Annotated in this window: 13 protein-coding genes, 1 tRNA gene and 1 riboswitch; of the genes, 6 read left to right on the forward strand and 8 right to left on the reverse strand. The window is 37.2% G+C overall.

Going from position 1 to position 14,882, the window contains the following annotated elements; translation table 11 throughout:
* Positions 1 to 89: 89 nt before the first annotated feature.
* Both NST02_RS19055 and queG read right to left on the reverse strand, forming a co-directional pair.
* The gene (locus NST02_RS19055; RefSeq protein ID WP_340949584.1) at positions 90 to 1,574 is read right to left on the reverse strand and encodes an aldehyde dehydrogenase family protein; all 1,485 of its coding nucleotides are present in this window, start codon (positions 1,572 to 1,574) and stop codon (positions 90 to 92) included.
* Positions 1,575 to 1,835: 261 nt separating this feature from the next.
* The gene (queG, locus tag NST02_RS19060) at positions 1,836 to 2,969 is read right to left on the reverse strand and encodes a tRNA epoxyqueuosine(34) reductase QueG (protein WP_340949585.1); all 1,134 of its coding nucleotides are present in this window, start codon (positions 2,967 to 2,969) and stop codon (positions 1,836 to 1,838) included.
* A 109-nt stretch (positions 2,970 to 3,078) separates the two neighbouring features.
* On the opposite strand from queG, the gene NST02_RS19065 reads away from it, so the two are divergent.
* Positions 3,079 to 3,750, forward strand: a complete 672-nt coding sequence (locus NST02_RS19065) for a B3/B4 domain-containing protein (RefSeq protein ID WP_340949586.1) — start codon at positions 3,079 to 3,081, stop codon at positions 3,748 to 3,750.
* A 462-nt stretch (positions 3,751 to 4,212) separates the two neighbouring features.
* Here NST02_RS19065 and NST02_RS19070 read toward each other — a convergent pair.
* Positions 4,213 to 4,286: transfer RNA gene (locus NST02_RS19070), tRNA-Gly, on the reverse strand.
* A gap of 851 nt (positions 4,287 to 5,137) precedes the next feature.
* On the opposite strand from NST02_RS19070, the gene NST02_RS19075 reads away from it, so the two are divergent.
* Entirely contained in the window at positions 5,138 to 6,388 is a 1,251-nt protein-coding gene (locus NST02_RS19075; protein ID WP_212933908.1) for a sensor histidine kinase, read from the forward strand.
* A gap of 154 nt (positions 6,389 to 6,542) precedes the next feature.
* Here the strand turns inward: NST02_RS19075 and NST02_RS19080 are convergent, their stop codons facing one another.
* Complete coding sequence (locus NST02_RS19080) at positions 6,543 to 6,863, reverse strand: YnfA family protein (protein ID WP_095309481.1); 321 nt, start codon at positions 6,861 to 6,863, stop codon at positions 6,543 to 6,545.
* 171 nt (positions 6,864 to 7,034) lie between these two features.
* On the opposite strand from NST02_RS19080, the gene NST02_RS19085 reads away from it, so the two are divergent.
* The 3 genes from NST02_RS19085 to NST02_RS19095 all read left to right on the forward strand — a co-directional run bounded on the left by NST02_RS19085 (position 7,035) and on the right by NST02_RS19095 (position 9,350).
* On the forward strand, positions 7,035 to 7,253 hold the full coding sequence (locus tag NST02_RS19085) for a hypothetical protein (RefSeq protein ID WP_095309479.1): 219 nt from the start codon (positions 7,035 to 7,037) through the stop codon (positions 7,251 to 7,253).
* A gap of 120 nt (positions 7,254 to 7,373) precedes the next feature.
* The gene (locus tag NST02_RS19090) at positions 7,374 to 7,976 is read left to right on the forward strand and encodes a TetR/AcrR family transcriptional regulator (protein ID WP_095309477.1); all 603 of its coding nucleotides are present in this window, start codon (positions 7,374 to 7,376) and stop codon (positions 7,974 to 7,976) included.
* Positions 7,977 to 8,333: 357 nt separating this feature from the next.
* Complete coding sequence (locus tag NST02_RS19095) at positions 8,334 to 9,350, forward strand: DUF3231 family protein (RefSeq protein WP_244988936.1); 1,017 nt, start codon at positions 8,334 to 8,336, stop codon at positions 9,348 to 9,350.
* A gap of 58 nt (positions 9,351 to 9,408) precedes the next feature.
* On the opposite strand, the gene NST02_RS19100 is transcribed toward NST02_RS19095, so the two are convergent.
* From NST02_RS19100 to NST02_RS19115, 4 genes are all read right to left on the reverse strand, one after another.
* The gene (locus NST02_RS19100; protein ID WP_212933906.1) at positions 9,409 to 10,077 is read right to left on the reverse strand and encodes a P-II family nitrogen regulator; all 669 of its coding nucleotides are present in this window, start codon (positions 10,075 to 10,077) and stop codon (positions 9,409 to 9,411) included.
* The gene (locus NST02_RS19105; RefSeq protein WP_095309473.1) at positions 10,067 to 11,563 is read right to left on the reverse strand and encodes a DUF1538 domain-containing protein; all 1,497 of its coding nucleotides are present in this window, start codon (positions 11,561 to 11,563) and stop codon (positions 10,067 to 10,069) included. Before NST02_RS19105 ends, NST02_RS19100 begins: the two co-directional genes overlap by 11 nt.
* A gap of 273 nt (positions 11,564 to 11,836) precedes the next feature.
* Positions 11,837 to 13,123, reverse strand: coding sequence for a type II restriction enzyme (locus NST02_RS19110; RefSeq protein WP_095309471.1), 1,287 nt, complete (start codon positions 13,121 to 13,123; stop codon positions 11,837 to 11,839).
* Complete coding sequence (locus tag NST02_RS19115) at positions 13,101 to 13,967, reverse strand: DNA adenine methylase (RefSeq protein ID WP_212933905.1); 867 nt, start codon at positions 13,965 to 13,967, stop codon at positions 13,101 to 13,103. The genes NST02_RS19110 and NST02_RS19115 overlap by 23 nt, the downstream gene beginning before the upstream one ends.
* Before the next feature lie 236 nt (positions 13,968 to 14,203).
* Here NST02_RS19115 and NST02_RS19120 point away from each other — a divergent pair, with 236 nt between their 5' ends.
* Entirely contained in the window at positions 14,204 to 14,581 is a 378-nt protein-coding gene (locus NST02_RS19120; protein ID WP_340950029.1) for a GNAT family N-acetyltransferase, read from the forward strand.
* Positions 14,582 to 14,664: 83 nt separating this feature from the next.
* Positions 14,665 to 14,810, forward strand: a riboswitch (FMN riboswitch).
* The last annotated feature ends 72 nt before the right edge of the window (positions 14,811 to 14,882 follow it).

The raw sequence follows: 14,882 nt of genomic DNA on the forward strand, positions 1-14,882 counted from the left end.
TCATATCATATATATGAATACAGATATAAAAAGAGAAATTAAAAAAGGAACTCATGACGAATGAGTTCCAAAATTTCCTTAATCTTATTTTATTGCATAGCAACCCATACACTTTTCACTTCTGTGTAATTGTTAAGGGCGTAGGATCCCATTTCACGACCTATCCCCGATTGCTTATAACCACCAAATGGGGAAGCTGCATCAAATGCGTTATAGCAATTAACCCAAACAGTTCCAGCACGCAATTTATTAGAAATATAGTGGGCTTTTGCTACATCTCGTGTCCAAACACCAGCCGCTAATCCATATTCACTATTGTTGGCACGATTTATTAATTCATCTAAATCGTCATATGGCATAGCTGAAATAACTGGCCCAAAGATTTCTTCCTTGGCAATAGTCATCTCATCTCGTACATCGGCAAAAATCGTTGGAGAAACAAAATAGCCCTGTTCCTGTGGTTTATTCCCACCAGTAACAAGCTGAGCCCCTTCATTAAGCCCTTTTTCTATATAATTTAATATTCGATTTTGCTGTTCACTTGAAACAAGCGGCCCGATTTCTGTATCTGCATGAATACCTGCACCTTGCTTTATCTTCTCAGCATGTGAGGCCATATCAGCTACAACATTATCGAAGTCCTTCTTCTGAATAAAAACTCTGGAGCCGGCGCAGCATACTTGACCTTGATTAAACATGACTCCATTAAGTGCACCAGGAATTGCTTTTGTTAAATCGGCATCAGGCAAAATAATATTCGGAGATTTTCCACCTAATTCCAAAGTAACACGCTTTAATGTTTTCGATGCATGCGACATAATTAACTTTCCAACCTCGGTTGAGCCTGTGAAAGCAATTTTATCGACTAAAGGATGATCTACCAGCGGTTGTCCTGCCGTTTCTCCAAAACCTGGAACAATATTGATAACTCCTGCCGGAAAGCCAGCTTTATCAATTAGCTCTGCTAAGTAAAGAGCTGATAGCGGAGTTTGCTCAGCTGGTTTAAGCACAACTGTACAGCCAGTTGCCAGGGCCGCTCCAAGCTTCCACATTGCCATAAGAAGCGGAAAGTTCCATGGAATAATTTGTCCTACTACACCAACTGCTTCGTGACGTGTATAATTGAAATACGGTCCGTTAACAGGGATTGTCTGCCCGACAATTTTTGTCGACCAGCCAGCATAATAACGCATATGCTCGATAGCCAGTGGAATATCTGCATTTGTCGTTTCACGGATAGGCTTACCATTATCCAAAGTTTCTAATTGGGCAAGCTCTTCACTGTTCTCTTCCATTAAATCAGCAAGCTTATACATAAGTCGGCTACGTTCGGCAGCACTCATATTAGACCATGGTCCCTCATCAAATGCGCGCCGCGCAGCTTTCACCGCAAGATCAATATCTTCAGCTTCTGCTTCAAAGACACAAGCTAGTACTTCTCCCGTAGCTGGATTGTAGGAATCAAAAGTCTTTTGCGACTTGCTCTCAACAAATTCACCATTGATATAAAGCTTCTTTTTTCCTTGCAAAAACTTCTCTACTTTTTCTTTTACCCCTACTGCAAGTTGACTCATAAAATTCCTCCTCTAAAATTTAATATTTTATGTAACACTGGCTGTAAAATATCAAATCTATTAATGTCAACGCTTACAATAAGATCGTAACACTACTAATCTTGCAAAATCAACGTTTAAAAATCGAAAAATTCTGATATTTAATGACATAATCTACTATTATTTTGTAATTTTCGAAAAATATTGAATTAAACAATAATTTTATAAACCTAAAACAACTGATTAAACAAAACAAGATAGCCAATGCAAATGGCTATCTTGTTAACCTTGTATCAATTGTAATCCCTTTTCAATTTCCAATAATACTGCTGAATCCGTTTCTTTTGCCATTGCTTCAAGTAATTCCTGTTCGGCCTTGTCGCCACCAATTTTTCCAAGAGCCCAAGCAGCTGTTCCTCTCATAACCGGCCTCGCATCTTCTTTTAACACAGAGACTAAATCCTTTACCGCTGTCTCATCTTTAAAATGGGCAAGGGCGATAATCGCATTGCGTTGAATTGGCTTTTTACCTCGCCATGAACCGGATAGCCTTCCAAAATTCTCTTTAAAACTCCGATTGCTAAGGTATAAGAGTGGTTTTAACAGTGGTTTTACCACTTCCGGATCTGCCTTCATTTCCTCATGAAAATGATAGTTCTTCCCTTTATTTTCTGGACAAGCTGTTTGACAAGAGTCGCAACCATATAAGCGATTGCCAATTTTTTCTCTAAACTCATCTGGAATAAATTCCTTTGTCTGAGTCAAAAAGGCAATGCAGCGTTGAGCATTAATTTGACCTCCCCGCACTAACGCACCAGTGGGGCATGCCTCAATACATTTATTACAATCTCCACAGCGATCCTCCATCGGTTTATCAGGAGCAAAAGGAAGGTTTGTAATCATTTCACCTAAATAAACATAGGAACCAAATTCAGGTGTAATAATCGAACAATTTTTTCCACTCCAGCCGATCCCAGCTCTTTCTGCAACGGCACGATCAACTAATTCACCAGTATCAACCATCGCTTTACAATTTGCGTCAGGCATTTTTTCCTTTATAAAGTCCTCCAACTTCTGCAATCTTTCTCGCAAAATTACATGGTAATCGAGTCCCCAAGACGCGCGACAAAAAAGACCACGTCTTTCCCCTTTCTTGCTTACCACTCGTTCACCCATTTTTGCAGGATAGGCTAATGCAATGGAAATAATCGAACGTGGCTGATTCATCAATAATGCTGGATTGACCCTTTTTTCAATATCCGGTTCTTCAAATCCAGATTGATAACCTAATTCTTGCTGTCGAAGCAAGCGATTTTTCAACTCATCAAAGGTGGAAGCAGTGGTAAAACCGATTTTATCAATTCCAATCGTTTTACTATAGGCAATAATTTCTTTTTTCAATTGATCGTAGTTCATTTCAACTCCCTCCCTTCGTTAGATGCTCCATATATTAAGTAACTTTTTATTGTGAAAAACTATATCCACTATGATAAACTATTTTCATTAGTTTTTGGAGGTGGAATGCATGGAAATTAATCTATCCCCCCAGTTATACACACTTATCCCGGATATTAAAATTGCGGTCATCCATTATCATAATATTGAAGTAGGTCCCTCTCCGCAAATGTTGAAAGGAAGATTGCAGCTATTTCAGGAAGCGATTTTTTTTGATTTAGAAGAGAAAAATGTTGCAGACATATCAGAGATTAATGAGTGGCGTACGATTTTTAAAAAGACTGGAAAAGATCCGAATCGCTATCGCCATTCAGCCGAGGCACTTTATCGCAGAATTAAAAAAAAGCATTATCTTCAGTCTGTTAATAGTGCAATCGATTTAAATAACTTCTTTTCCTTGCAATATAAAATTCCTTTAGGAATCTATGATCTCAAATCAGTACGTGATAGTGTAACAATGCGTATTGGGAAAGAAGGGGAAGAATATGAAGGTCTTAATGGTAGATTAAATCATTTAAAAGATATGATCGTGACTGCGGACGAGAAAGGTCCCTTTGGCAGCCCATATGTTGATTCAATCAGAACTTCCGTATCGGAAAAGACAACAGATGCGCTACAAATCATCTATTTATGCCCTTCTATGCAAGTCGCTGATGCAAAGGAGCTTGCGAAATCTCTTCAAAAAATGTTTCTGCAAATCCATGGCGGGACCGGAAGTTTAGAAATAGTAAGCAGAGTGTAAGCTGGTTTTTCGCCTAAAATAGGTCGGAGCCAACAGCACTTGCTGTTGGCTCCATTTTTATAATAAAGGGGCAAAGCTGATGGTTGATTCTCCCAAAGAGAATGTTCTCATTTAATTAGACGAATGCTTTGACAAAAAGTTTCACCTTTTTTAATAAATAAAATAACAAATTTAATTTAAACAAAATCATCAACAGAAATAGAGCTTAATCATTAGGCAGGAAAGATCCGAGTTGTTTTAAAGCAAAGGAGCCGTCTTTTCGACAAATCCATGTTCACGAACACTAATTTACATAGCTTTCGATAACAGAATGAACGTTCCAAATACGCAATATGCAAATTACTATTCACTGCGAGAAGAACAGCAGCCAAATGATGCTCATCTGCACTTGATATTCCTAAAGCATAATAAAAACGCAATACTTCGTTCTTATTGAAACGAAATACTGCGTTACATATGTATTGGAGCGGGTGATGGGAATCGAACCCACGACAACAGCTTGGAAGGCTGTGGTTTTACCATTAAACTACACCCGCATTTTTATTTATAATCTTATTTTTTTCGTTTCCCCGGCTCTGGCCTTACATGCCTCCAACTCTTCTCGCTGTTTCTTCGTAGCACTGTCGTCGAGGCAACTCGTCGCCCATTCATTGATGCTTTGCTCGTGGCTGTGGTTTTACCATTAAACTACACCCGCATTTTTATTTATAATCTTATTTTTTTCGTTTCCCCGGCTCTGGCCTTACATGCCTCCAACTCTTCTCGCTGTTTCTTCGTAGCACTGTCGTCGAGGCAACTCGTCGCCCATTCATTGATGCTTTGCTCGTGGCTGTGGTTTTACCATTAAACTACACCCGCATTTTTATTTATAATCTTATTTTTTTCGTTTCCCCGGCTCTGGCCTTACATGCCTCCAACTCTTCTCGCTGTTTCTTCGTAGCACTGTCGTCGAGGCAACTCGTCGCCCATTCATTGATGCTTTGCTCGTGGCTGTGGTTTTACCATTAAACTACACCCGCATTTTTTTTATACTCTTATTTTTTTTTCGTTTCCCCGGCTCTGGCCTTACATGCCTCCAACTCTTCTCGCCTTTTCTTTGTAGCACTGTCGTCGAGGCAACTCGTCGTTCATTCATTGATGCTTTGCTCGTGGCTGTGGTTTTACCATTAAACTACACCCGCATCGTACAGCTTACTTAATTTTATTTCAAAAATAATAACATAGAACAATATATCATTGTTTTTTTTTGTCGTCAATAGAATTTACAGAAGAAATGTCGAAAAATGATAGGTTTTTTGCTTGTTTCTATGATTATTGAAAATATTGTGACAATATTTTAAAATAAGAATTAGTAGCATTGACACAGGTCTAACGGAGGATTCGATACATGACTTTGCTTAAAGGCTTGCTCATAAATCTTCTCGTCATTCTAGTTCTAGTTTTATTTTATAATATGGTGGTAGTAAATCAACAAAAAAGGATTTCACCCCGTTTCCAAAAGTCGGTTCTTGCATTTTTTTCTTCCATATTAATTATTCTAAGCCTGCTATTAGCAATTGCGATTGAAGAAAACTTTGTTTATGACCTAAGATTTATTCCTTTCCTATTAGGAAGCCTTTATGGCGGTAAAAAGGTAACACTCTGGCTAGGAGCACTCCTTATTACAGCTCGCATTCCAATTGGTGGGGATGGAATTTGGCTAACAGCCTTGCTTGTCATATGCTTTAGTCTTATTTTCTTCTGCCTCTCTTCTCGGTTCGAAGAAAAACCAATAAAATGGAGATTATTTTTCACTACGTTTCTCGCATTTCTATATTCCATTTTGGCATTATTAATTCCATCATTCTACTATGGTTTTCATACCATTGAGACATTTTTCATTTATTCCCTTGTACTCACTGCTGCAACCTTTTTTGTCACCTATCTTACTGAACTACTGCGAACAACATGTATATTACAGCAAAAAACAATCAAAAACGAAAAAATGGAAATTGTCAGCCATCTAGCTGCCAGTATAAGTCATGAAGTTCGCAACCCGTTAACATCAATAATTGGCTTTCTTCAATTAATTTTAGAACAGAGGGACGTTCCAGATAAATGCAAAATCTATGCCTCACTTGCTTTAGATGAAGCATCTCGGACGGCGGTCATCATTGATGACTACCTTACTTTTGCCAATCCTCATCCAGAAAAGCTTCACGCGCTTGAAATTGATAAGGAAATTTTGCAATGCAGAGACCTGATTTCCCCGCTTGCATTGAAACATTCAGTTGATATGAAAATTGTTTTTTTCCATACTGATAAAATCAAAGGTGAGCCTCATAAATTTCGTCAGGCTTTACTGAATATATGTAAAAATTCAATCGAGGCTATGCCCACTGGAGGGACACTTACGATTGTCACCGCTACCAAATACAATGAAACATTCATCCATATCACCGATACTGGTCAAGGGATGAGTCCCGCCCATTTAGCTCGCTTGGGAGAACCATATTTTTCTTTAAAAGAGCAGAAAGGAACTGGACTCGGGATGATGGTAGTCTTTCGAATTGTTGAAGGAATGGGTGGCAATATTAAAGTAAATAGTGAGGAACAGATTGGAACTTCTATTACATTAAGCTTTCCATCCTTTGCTTGAAATACCGACAAAATGCCTCAAAACATATAGTTCTCTGGCAAGTTTTGAACATTTTTTCAGGATGCTGTTAAGAATCCGTTGTACAAAAAAGGACAACCTCTTGGATACCCTTCTCCAACGTCTGTCCCTCATAGAAGGACAGCATCCTTATTTTTTATTGCCTCGGGGCAAATAATATCACCATCACACCTACGATACAAATCGCTCCTCCCAGCCAATCGTATAAGTCTGGTGTTTTCCGATCAATTCCCCATCCCCAAAGAATCGAAAGAATAATAAAAACACCGCCATATGCCGCATATACCCTACCAAAAGTAGGGAAATTCTGAAAAGTAGCTATTACTCCGTATAAAGCAAGTGCCAGTCCACCTAAAATGCCCAAATAAAAAGATTTGCCTTCTCGCAGCCATAACCATATTAAATAACCTCCACCAATTTCTGCTAAACCTGCCAATAGAAATAAAATAAAAGCCATTTTTTAACCCTCTCCCTATCTTTGAATATCGACTTCTCCATTATGACAGATATGTGAAAGATGGAAAACGTATTGATCTTTTCACAAATTGATTATATGATATGTACAGAGTATAAATTGTGTATACAATTTATACTCTGTACAATTATTGATAAGAGGAGCGCGAAAATCATGATCAAAACCGCATTTTCCTTTGCTGGTGGATTTGTTCTTGTATTTCTTGAAGCATATATTGTGTTGGTTTTTAAAGGCTATCATTCTATCGAGTTCGGAGGTATGCGACCTTTTTTGAATGTATGGATCATGAATTTTTTTCTCCTCTTCTCCATTTTCACCCATATTGAAATGTGGAGAAATGAGCAAGGTAAAACCCAAAGAACTACTCGATAGGCTTGATTAATAAATACGTACCACTAGAAATATTTTCAAAAAAGTATATAGTTAAAGAAAGATGTTTATAAAAGACTTATCATTAAACTATGTATCTTATTAGAAAAATGTGGTGATAACATGAAACTTGGTAGAGCTGCTAATAAGAAGAAACAAATGGAAGAAAGAATCTATGAAGCAGGAATGACACTTTTTCAAGAAAAAGGCGTAGCAAATACAACACTGCAAGAAATTTGTGAATTAGCTGGTGTATCCAAAGGAACTATTTTCAATTATTTTTCATCAAAGGAAGATATTGTTGCAAAATTTGGTCAAAATCAAATAAAGGTATTACGAGAATTTGCCGAACAACTCCCCGTTTCACTGAACACAAAGGAAAAAATTATTGCTGTTCTTATGGAAGATATACGTGGTGTTAAGGAATCTGCCTTCAGTGCCAAAGCCGCCTTAAAGGGGATCTCTGAAGGTGGAGAAAAGGTTTACGAGTTAGAATCTAAAAATCGCCGTGACTTAGCAAATATTTATGAAAATATTTTAAAAGAAGGTAAAAAGGCAAATAGTGACTTAAACACTGCTTTGGTGGCAGACTTAATCGTCAGCATTTACTTTCATGTCCTAAATAAACACTTTTACCACAATGATCAACGTGATAAACTTGAAACAACGATCATTGCTTCACTTGAAGTCATCTTTGATGGCATTAACTCACATATAAAAGAATAAAGTTATCGATTCCTCTTATGTTGACCATCTAATTAGCTCCGAGGTTTTGCGCCCTAGTACCCGAATTCACATGAAAAACAGAGCAACGTTTGGGGCGCAGTATTCGCATTATTTAAATTTACACTCCCCACCCCTTTTGAATCATTTGAATGTGGCTTATTTAACATTGCAAGTGTGCGCAAGAAATGATTAGCGTTAGAACGATGATATCTTGCCTAACATATTCTCGTTTTCTAACTCTTCCTCAGTCTCCATTTTTCTCTAACAATGATCCACAATTTATCCGTATAGTTCATCGCTATTCCCATAAAATAACTTCATACTGATTAAATTAAACATCAATTGGAGGTAAGTATTTTGGGAGCTTCTAAAAAAAAGCAACAATTAACCACTGCGGAAATATCAGCACTTTGGTTGCAGTATGTGGGAGATAGTATGGCGATTTGTATGTATAAATACTTTTTGAGAATTGTTGAAGATAATGAGATTAAATCGATAATAAAATGGTCTTTGCGTTTGGCTGAAAAACATATAATAAATATTGAAGAATTTTTAAAAAATGCCGACTTCCAAATTCCCATTGGATTTACTGAAAATGATGTCAATTTAAAAGCTCCACGCTTATTCTCAGATCAATTTCTCTTATTTTATTCATATATTATGACTATTCACGGCTTAACTGCTTACAGTTTAGCTATAACCAATTCGCAACGAACGGATATTCAAAATTATTATTTCGAATGTCTAGAGTCATCTAAAGATCTCTTTCAAAAGATCATAAAATTAGCTGAAACATACCCAAAATATTCCCCAGTTCCGATTGTCCCTTCTCCTAACGGAACTGAATTTACCAGTTCCACCGGTTTTTTATCAAATTTAATTGGCGATAAAAGACCGCTCAATATTACGGAAATAAGTAATCTTTTCTTTAATTCAAAAAAAACCGGATTTGTGCGAACTTTAAGTCTGGCCTTCAGTCAAGTGGCAAAAACAGAGGACGTTCGCGATTTTATGTTAAAAAATGTAAAGCTGGCAAACAAAGACACTGAGAGCTTTAATACGATATTAGAGCAGGATCATCTCCCAATTCCTGAAAAATGGGATGCTGAAATTACTAGCTCCACTGAAAGCCCATTTTCTGATAAATTAATGATGTTCCATGCCGCATTTCTCGTAAATACCGCACTCTCCTACTACGGTGCTTCATTAGGCGCTAGCCTTAGAACAGATATTATCTTAAATTATAAAAAAGTTTTTAACCACGCCATGCAGGCTGGAACTATCTGCTATAACATTATGGTGAAGCACGGCTGGCTTGAAAAACTACCTGAGGCAATTGATCGCGACTTTTTAGCAAATAGCAAAAAAATTTAAGATAACCAATCACTATTAAAAGGCGACCACATCTAATCGAGTAGTCGCCTTTATATCATTATTCATATAATCCATAAGTTTTATTTACATCCTGAATAAAGATAACACCATTTCCTGGTTCATCAATTTTAAGTTTATTTTGAATGGAAGAAACGATTGCATCTGTACTTTCCTTTTTTGACAAAATTAATACCATCTCTTTTTCAGGTTCAATATCCATTGAAAATAATTTACTCGTTTCATGAATACCAGAACCTCTAGCATTAATAATGGTGCCTCCTTTAGAACCTGCTTCGGTTGCGGCGTCAATAACATCTCCTGCATTTCCTTTTTCCACTATAACGGTAATAGCATGATACATACTTTCTTCTGCACCTCTACCTTCATTTAATTGAGCACTCTTGCAGCTTCTTGCACCAATAACGCGACCAACAGAGGTTGTAAATGCAATGCCTTGATTCGTCTTTGTCAATTTGAATTTATGGACCAGTTGTTCAATAGCTTGATTTACTGTTATTTTATCAGCTACCAGAATCACAATCTCTTTTCTTATATCGTTTATTGCTAACATTTCCAAGAGGCGGTTCTTGATTGTCCCTTTGCCCAATAAAACAGTTCCTCCTGAAATCCCATGCTTCTTTGCTGTTTGCAAAATCTTGCTTCCCTTGCCAAAGTCGACAATGATACAAACCTGTTCAAAGATGTTCATTTCAGAATTACTGGACATTTTTCACCACACCTCTCTTCACTGATTTTAATTTAAAAATAACTCCAACAATTTGTAAAGTAATTAAAGGCGTTAACGCAACCATAGCTATCATCCCAAATCCATCGACAAGAACATTGGCTCCTTCCATCGCCTCTGCTGCACCTTGGACAAATGCCAATATGAAAGTTGCGGTCATTGGTCCTGATGCCACTCCGCCAGAATCAAAAGCAATTCCTACAAATAACTTTGGAACAAAATAGGTCATTCCGATCGCTAAAATATATCCTGGGAGAAGATAATGCCAAAGCTGAAGCTCAGGAATAAGGATCCTTAACATTGATAAAGCTACAGCAGCTCCTACGCCAATACAAAGTGAAAACAGTACCACTTTTCTCCTTACATATCCACTTGTTACATCTTCTATTTGATGCGTTAATACATGGACTGCTGGCTCGGCCAAGATTGTAACGAATCCTAATACAAATGCGACAATAATAAGATATGCTTTACTATCCAAAGAGGCAATAGACTGCCCAATCGCTCTCCCTACATCCATAAAACCAGCATTCACACCAACTAAAAAGAAAACAAGACCAATAAAAGTGAATACTAATCCGGTGACAATTTTCCTTACCTCTTTTCTCGACATTTTAAAAGAAAATTTCTGGAATAAAAGAAAAATAATCAGAATCGGAAGCAAAGCAATAATAATCTCTTGTGCTATGATCGGAAATTCATGTGAAAATGGCCCTAGTATTGAAAAGGATTGCTCACCATGTTCTTCCAAACTGCCTGTAATTTTATCCGACTTCGATATAATATTCATAATCATAACGGAAATGATTGCCCCTGTTGATGCAATAGCTACAAGGCCAAAACTATCTTGTTCAGACGCTTTGCTATCCTTTTTCATAACAGATACCCCTAGGGCAAGAGCTAAAATAAATGGTACGGTAAGCGCACCAGTTGTTGCGCCGGAAGCATCAAAGGAGATCGCTAAAAATTCGGGAGTTGTAAAAAATGACAAAATAAGAATGATTATGTATAAAATCGTTAGTAGTTTATATAAGGGGAAATTATAAACAATTCTGACAAGCCCTGTAGCAATAAGAACACCTATTCCTATAGAGACAATAATGACGATGCTCATTTTTGTAATAAGGCCTGCAGTAACAAAATCGACCTGCCCAGCTAAAATATGTAAGTCTGGCTCGGCAATTGAAATAAAAAAACCGAGCAGCAAACCGACAATCATGACAATCCATACTTTGTTTGTCTTTGTTAATGATTTCCCCATTAGCTGACCAATTGGAGTTATCCCAATATCGACGCCAAATAAAAAGATTGATAAACCGATAATAATCAACATCACACCAATTGTAAATCGAATAATTAATAGTGCATTATCAAGAGGGGTTAATGTAAAGTTCAGGATCAACACAATTACTGTGATCGGAAGAACCGCATATAAAACTTCCTTAAACTTGGAGATTAGAACATTCAAATAGAGTTCATTCCTTTCATGCATTAATTAAGTAACAACAGTGAGTAATGAAGGTTGATTCACATTGCGGAAAAAGTATTCTTTCCAAAATACAAACAAAAAAAGTTTCTACCGGCGATTTAAACATATAAGTCTACCAAACTGACAGATTTCATAAAAGATTCATTCAACTATGAAAAAAATAATCCATCTTTATTATCGCATAAAGATGGATTATTTTAGTAATATTATGTCTCTATTTACATCCATGACCACTTACAAAAAGCATACATTTTAATAGGTTTCTGGCAATTGTAAAATCCAGTTCACCCAGCCCATAACGGTCGATGCTCTTCTGAAATATGTACTTTCTTTATGAACATTGTATAACTGAGACTTTTTCATTATCTCTACGACTCGGGCCTTTTCAGGTAGGGTTCCCTTTTCAAAATACTCGGCTAATACTTGCCTAAAAGGCTCATGGATAAGAATAGATCGGGTCAATCTCAAGAATTTTTCTTTTGTCTTCAGCCCCATTATCTCTCTACCGGCTCGGGTTAAACGAAACATTACCTGCTTATTCCCATCCCTGTACGTTTCGATTAAACCAAGATACATACCAGCTCTTGTATAATAGCTCGTTTGCCTTTCATCAAAAGCATAATTTAAAGTGATTTGCTCCTTGCTTAGATCATTCTCCACCAATAACCCTAGCAAGTCCACGACTCTCATAAATGAGTCTGCCTGAGGAAATGGAATCTCAGGCTCTGGAACGTTTTGAGCAGAACGAAATACTCCCATGATATCGTCGTGTACGATCCCTTCATGAGCAATAATAAAATCCTTTTGCTCGATTAGCTTTAATGAGTTATAGCGATTCGGGTCAGTAAATTCATAAATAAAAAAACTAAAGATATCATTAGAGAAGGTAAAGAACACAGGAATTACTTTTTTATTCGTCTTCTCTTTCCATAAACGGTAGGGATAATAGAGCTGCCTTACCAAAAAATCATCAACCGTCTCATTTTTCGCTTCCACAATCATGAATTGATGTTCGCTTTCATAGCCGCCATCAATTTCAATTTGCGAGTTTTTTATCTCAATAAAACGCTCCATTCCCTGTTTCGTTTGAATATTAAAATTAAATTCTTTAGACGACATTCTTCCTGAAATCGTTTGGTAGGATGACTCCCCAAGAATCCTTTCCATCATTCCAGTCACATGAGCACAATGGAGAGCCGAGCTTTCTGAATAGAGATTTGCAGGATCAATTGTCGTAATCATACTTGGTAAATCAACTTGAATCGGCTTAAGTCTTGGATTATACTTCACCTTCTCATAAACATTGAATTCTCCAATAATATAGCTTGAGCGAGAGAGAGGCAAAATCGACAAACCATGTTCTTTAAATAACTTTGGCAAATGGCTAAAGTGGTCAAACTTAGCCATCAGTCTTGGCTCTCGAACCTCTTTGATTTCTTTCGCTTGAATTTCAAAAAAGCCATCTTGCTGAATTTTTTGGAGAATGTGGTGCCGATCAAATAAGATCTCCCAAGCTCTATCTGTTTTCGTTTGGCTCATAATTCATCACCAACACTTCATCAATTTTGCCCCGCTTCGATGCGACAGAGTTGATGCTTCTCGATGCTGATACAATTTCGATGTGGAACTCCTGATAGATCTCTTTAATAAAGTCAGTCGCAGAATTACTTAATAAAAACCTGCACCCTTTTTTATTTAACTGGACACAAAGATCTCGCAATCTTATTTGATCTTCTCTTCTAAAGCCATCTAAACTATAGCTAGTAAAAGAAGACGTATCAGATACTGGATCGTACGGAGGATCAAAATAAACAAAATCGCCCTCTTTTGCAGCCTCAACTACCTTCTCAAAATCAGTATTTAAAATCGTGATTTCACTCATACTTAAGTAATGATGAACAGCGCGAAGCACCGGTTCGTTGACGATTTTCGGGTTTTTATATTTTCCAAAAGGGACGTTAAACTGACCTTTACTATTTACTCGATATAATCCGTTAAAGCATGTTTTATTTAGATAGATCATTCTCGCTGCTTTTTCCACAGGAGAAAGCTTGTTATAGTCTTCCCTATTCCTATCCAGATTACGTATTTCATAAAAGTAGCCGCTGTTATTGCCATTGTCATGCTTGTTTAATTCTTTTATTAACTCATCTACATGATTCATCACAACTTCATAGACGTTCACAAGCTCGATATTAATATCATTAAGAACAGCCTTCCTCGGCTGTAAATCCAACAGAACTGCTCCCGCCCCAATAAACGGTTCATAGTAAGTATCGATATCAGTTGGGATATATTTTCTAATCTCAGGAAGTAATTGTCGCTTCCCGCCAGCCCACTTCAAAAAAGGCTGAGGTTGTATATTTTCCCCTGCTTTTTCCATGTTGATTACAACTCCTCAAAATACGAACACAAATTCTATTACCTATCATATCACGTTCGCTTGGACAAATAAATGAGGGATTCTCCATCATTTTTGCAAAATTATATTGTATAACCACGATCTATTTATGGTTTAATAAGTTTAGGCTCATGGAGGTGATGAAATTGAACCAGCCAAACACCACTACAGTAAAAGAATTGTGTACCGAGCAGGATTGGGTGGATGCCTTTCCTGTCATGAATCAGCTTAGAACTCATTTAGATTTAGAGACCTATCTTCAACTTATTGGTGAGGCAAAAGATAAGGAAAACTATCGCATGTTTGCGATTCTTGAAGATGAAACAATTGTAGCTGTCACGGGGTTCATGCCGATGATTACTCTCTATAACGGAAAATTCATCTGGGTATGTGATTTAGTCACCGATTCCAATCATCGCTCAAAAGGATACGGTGAAACTCTCCTCAATTATGTACATTATTGGGCAAAAGACAATGGTTATGATGTTGTTTCACTTTCTTCCGGCTTACAACGATTGGATGCTCATCGTTTTTATGAAGAGAAAATGGGCTATCGCAAGGTAAGCTATGTTTTTTCTAAGGACAACATTCAATAATAAAAAATAGTAAATTAATGACGCTCGATTGTTAATACTTGTTGTCTGGTTTTTATTCTGCTATGCTTTCTTTAATTGAATAGGATTTCCTTCGGGGTCGGGTGCAATTCCCAACCGGCGGTGATGAGGGGTACCTCTTAGTCCGTGACCCGTTTTCACATATATGGAAACGGTGGATTTGGTGAAATTCCAAAGCCGACAGTAATAGTCTGGATGGGAGAAGGAATATGTTAAATGCTCAAAAAAAGCTGGTTTTGACGTTTATTTGTGCTGCTATTTTTCTCCCTTACTATCATTTAGT

Origin of the sequence: Robertmurraya sp. FSL W8-0741 (assembly GCF_038004005.1) — a bacterium.
Taxonomy (GTDB): domain Bacteria; phylum Bacillota; class Bacilli; order Bacillales; family Cytobacillaceae; genus Robertmurraya; species Robertmurraya siralis.

Excerpts from the sequence above, each read along its gene's own strand:
- NST02_RS19075 (WP_212933908.1), top strand. The coding sequence starts at position 5,138 with ATGACTTTGCTTAAAGGCTTGCTCATAAATCTTCTCGTCATTCTAGTT.
- queG (WP_340949585.1), bottom strand. The coding sequence starts at position 2,969 with ATGAACTACGATCAATTGAAAAAAGAAATTATTGCCTATAGTAAAACG.
- NST02_RS19090 (WP_095309477.1), top strand. The coding sequence starts at position 7,374 with ATGAAACTTGGTAGAGCTGCTAATAAGAAGAAACAAATGGAAGAAAGA.
- NST02_RS19120 (WP_340950029.1), top strand. The coding sequence starts at position 14,204 with ATGAATCAGCTTAGAACTCATTTAGATTTAGAGACCTATCTTCAACTT.
- NST02_RS19115 (WP_212933905.1), bottom strand. The coding sequence starts at position 13,967 with ATGGAAAAAGCAGGGGAAAATATACAACCTCAGCCTTTTTTGAAGTGG.
- NST02_RS19110 (WP_095309471.1), bottom strand. The coding sequence starts at position 13,123 with ATGAGCCAAACGAAAACAGATAGAGCTTGGGAGATCTTATTTGATCGG.
- NST02_RS19080 (WP_095309481.1), bottom strand. The coding sequence starts at position 6,863 with ATGGCTTTTATTTTATTTCTATTGGCAGGTTTAGCAGAAATTGGTGGA.
- NST02_RS19100 (WP_212933906.1), bottom strand. The coding sequence starts at position 10,077 with ATGTCCAGTAATTCTGAAATGAACATCTTTGAACAGGTTTGTATCATT.
- NST02_RS19055 (WP_340949584.1), bottom strand. The coding sequence starts at position 1,574 with ATGAGTCAACTTGCAGTAGGGGTAAAAGAAAAAGTAGAGAAGTTTTTG.
- NST02_RS19085 (WP_095309479.1), top strand. The coding sequence starts at position 7,035 with ATGATCAAAACCGCATTTTCCTTTGCTGGTGGATTTGTTCTTGTATTT.
- NST02_RS19065 (WP_340949586.1), top strand. The coding sequence starts at position 3,079 with ATGGAAATTAATCTATCCCCCCAGTTATACACACTTATCCCGGATATT.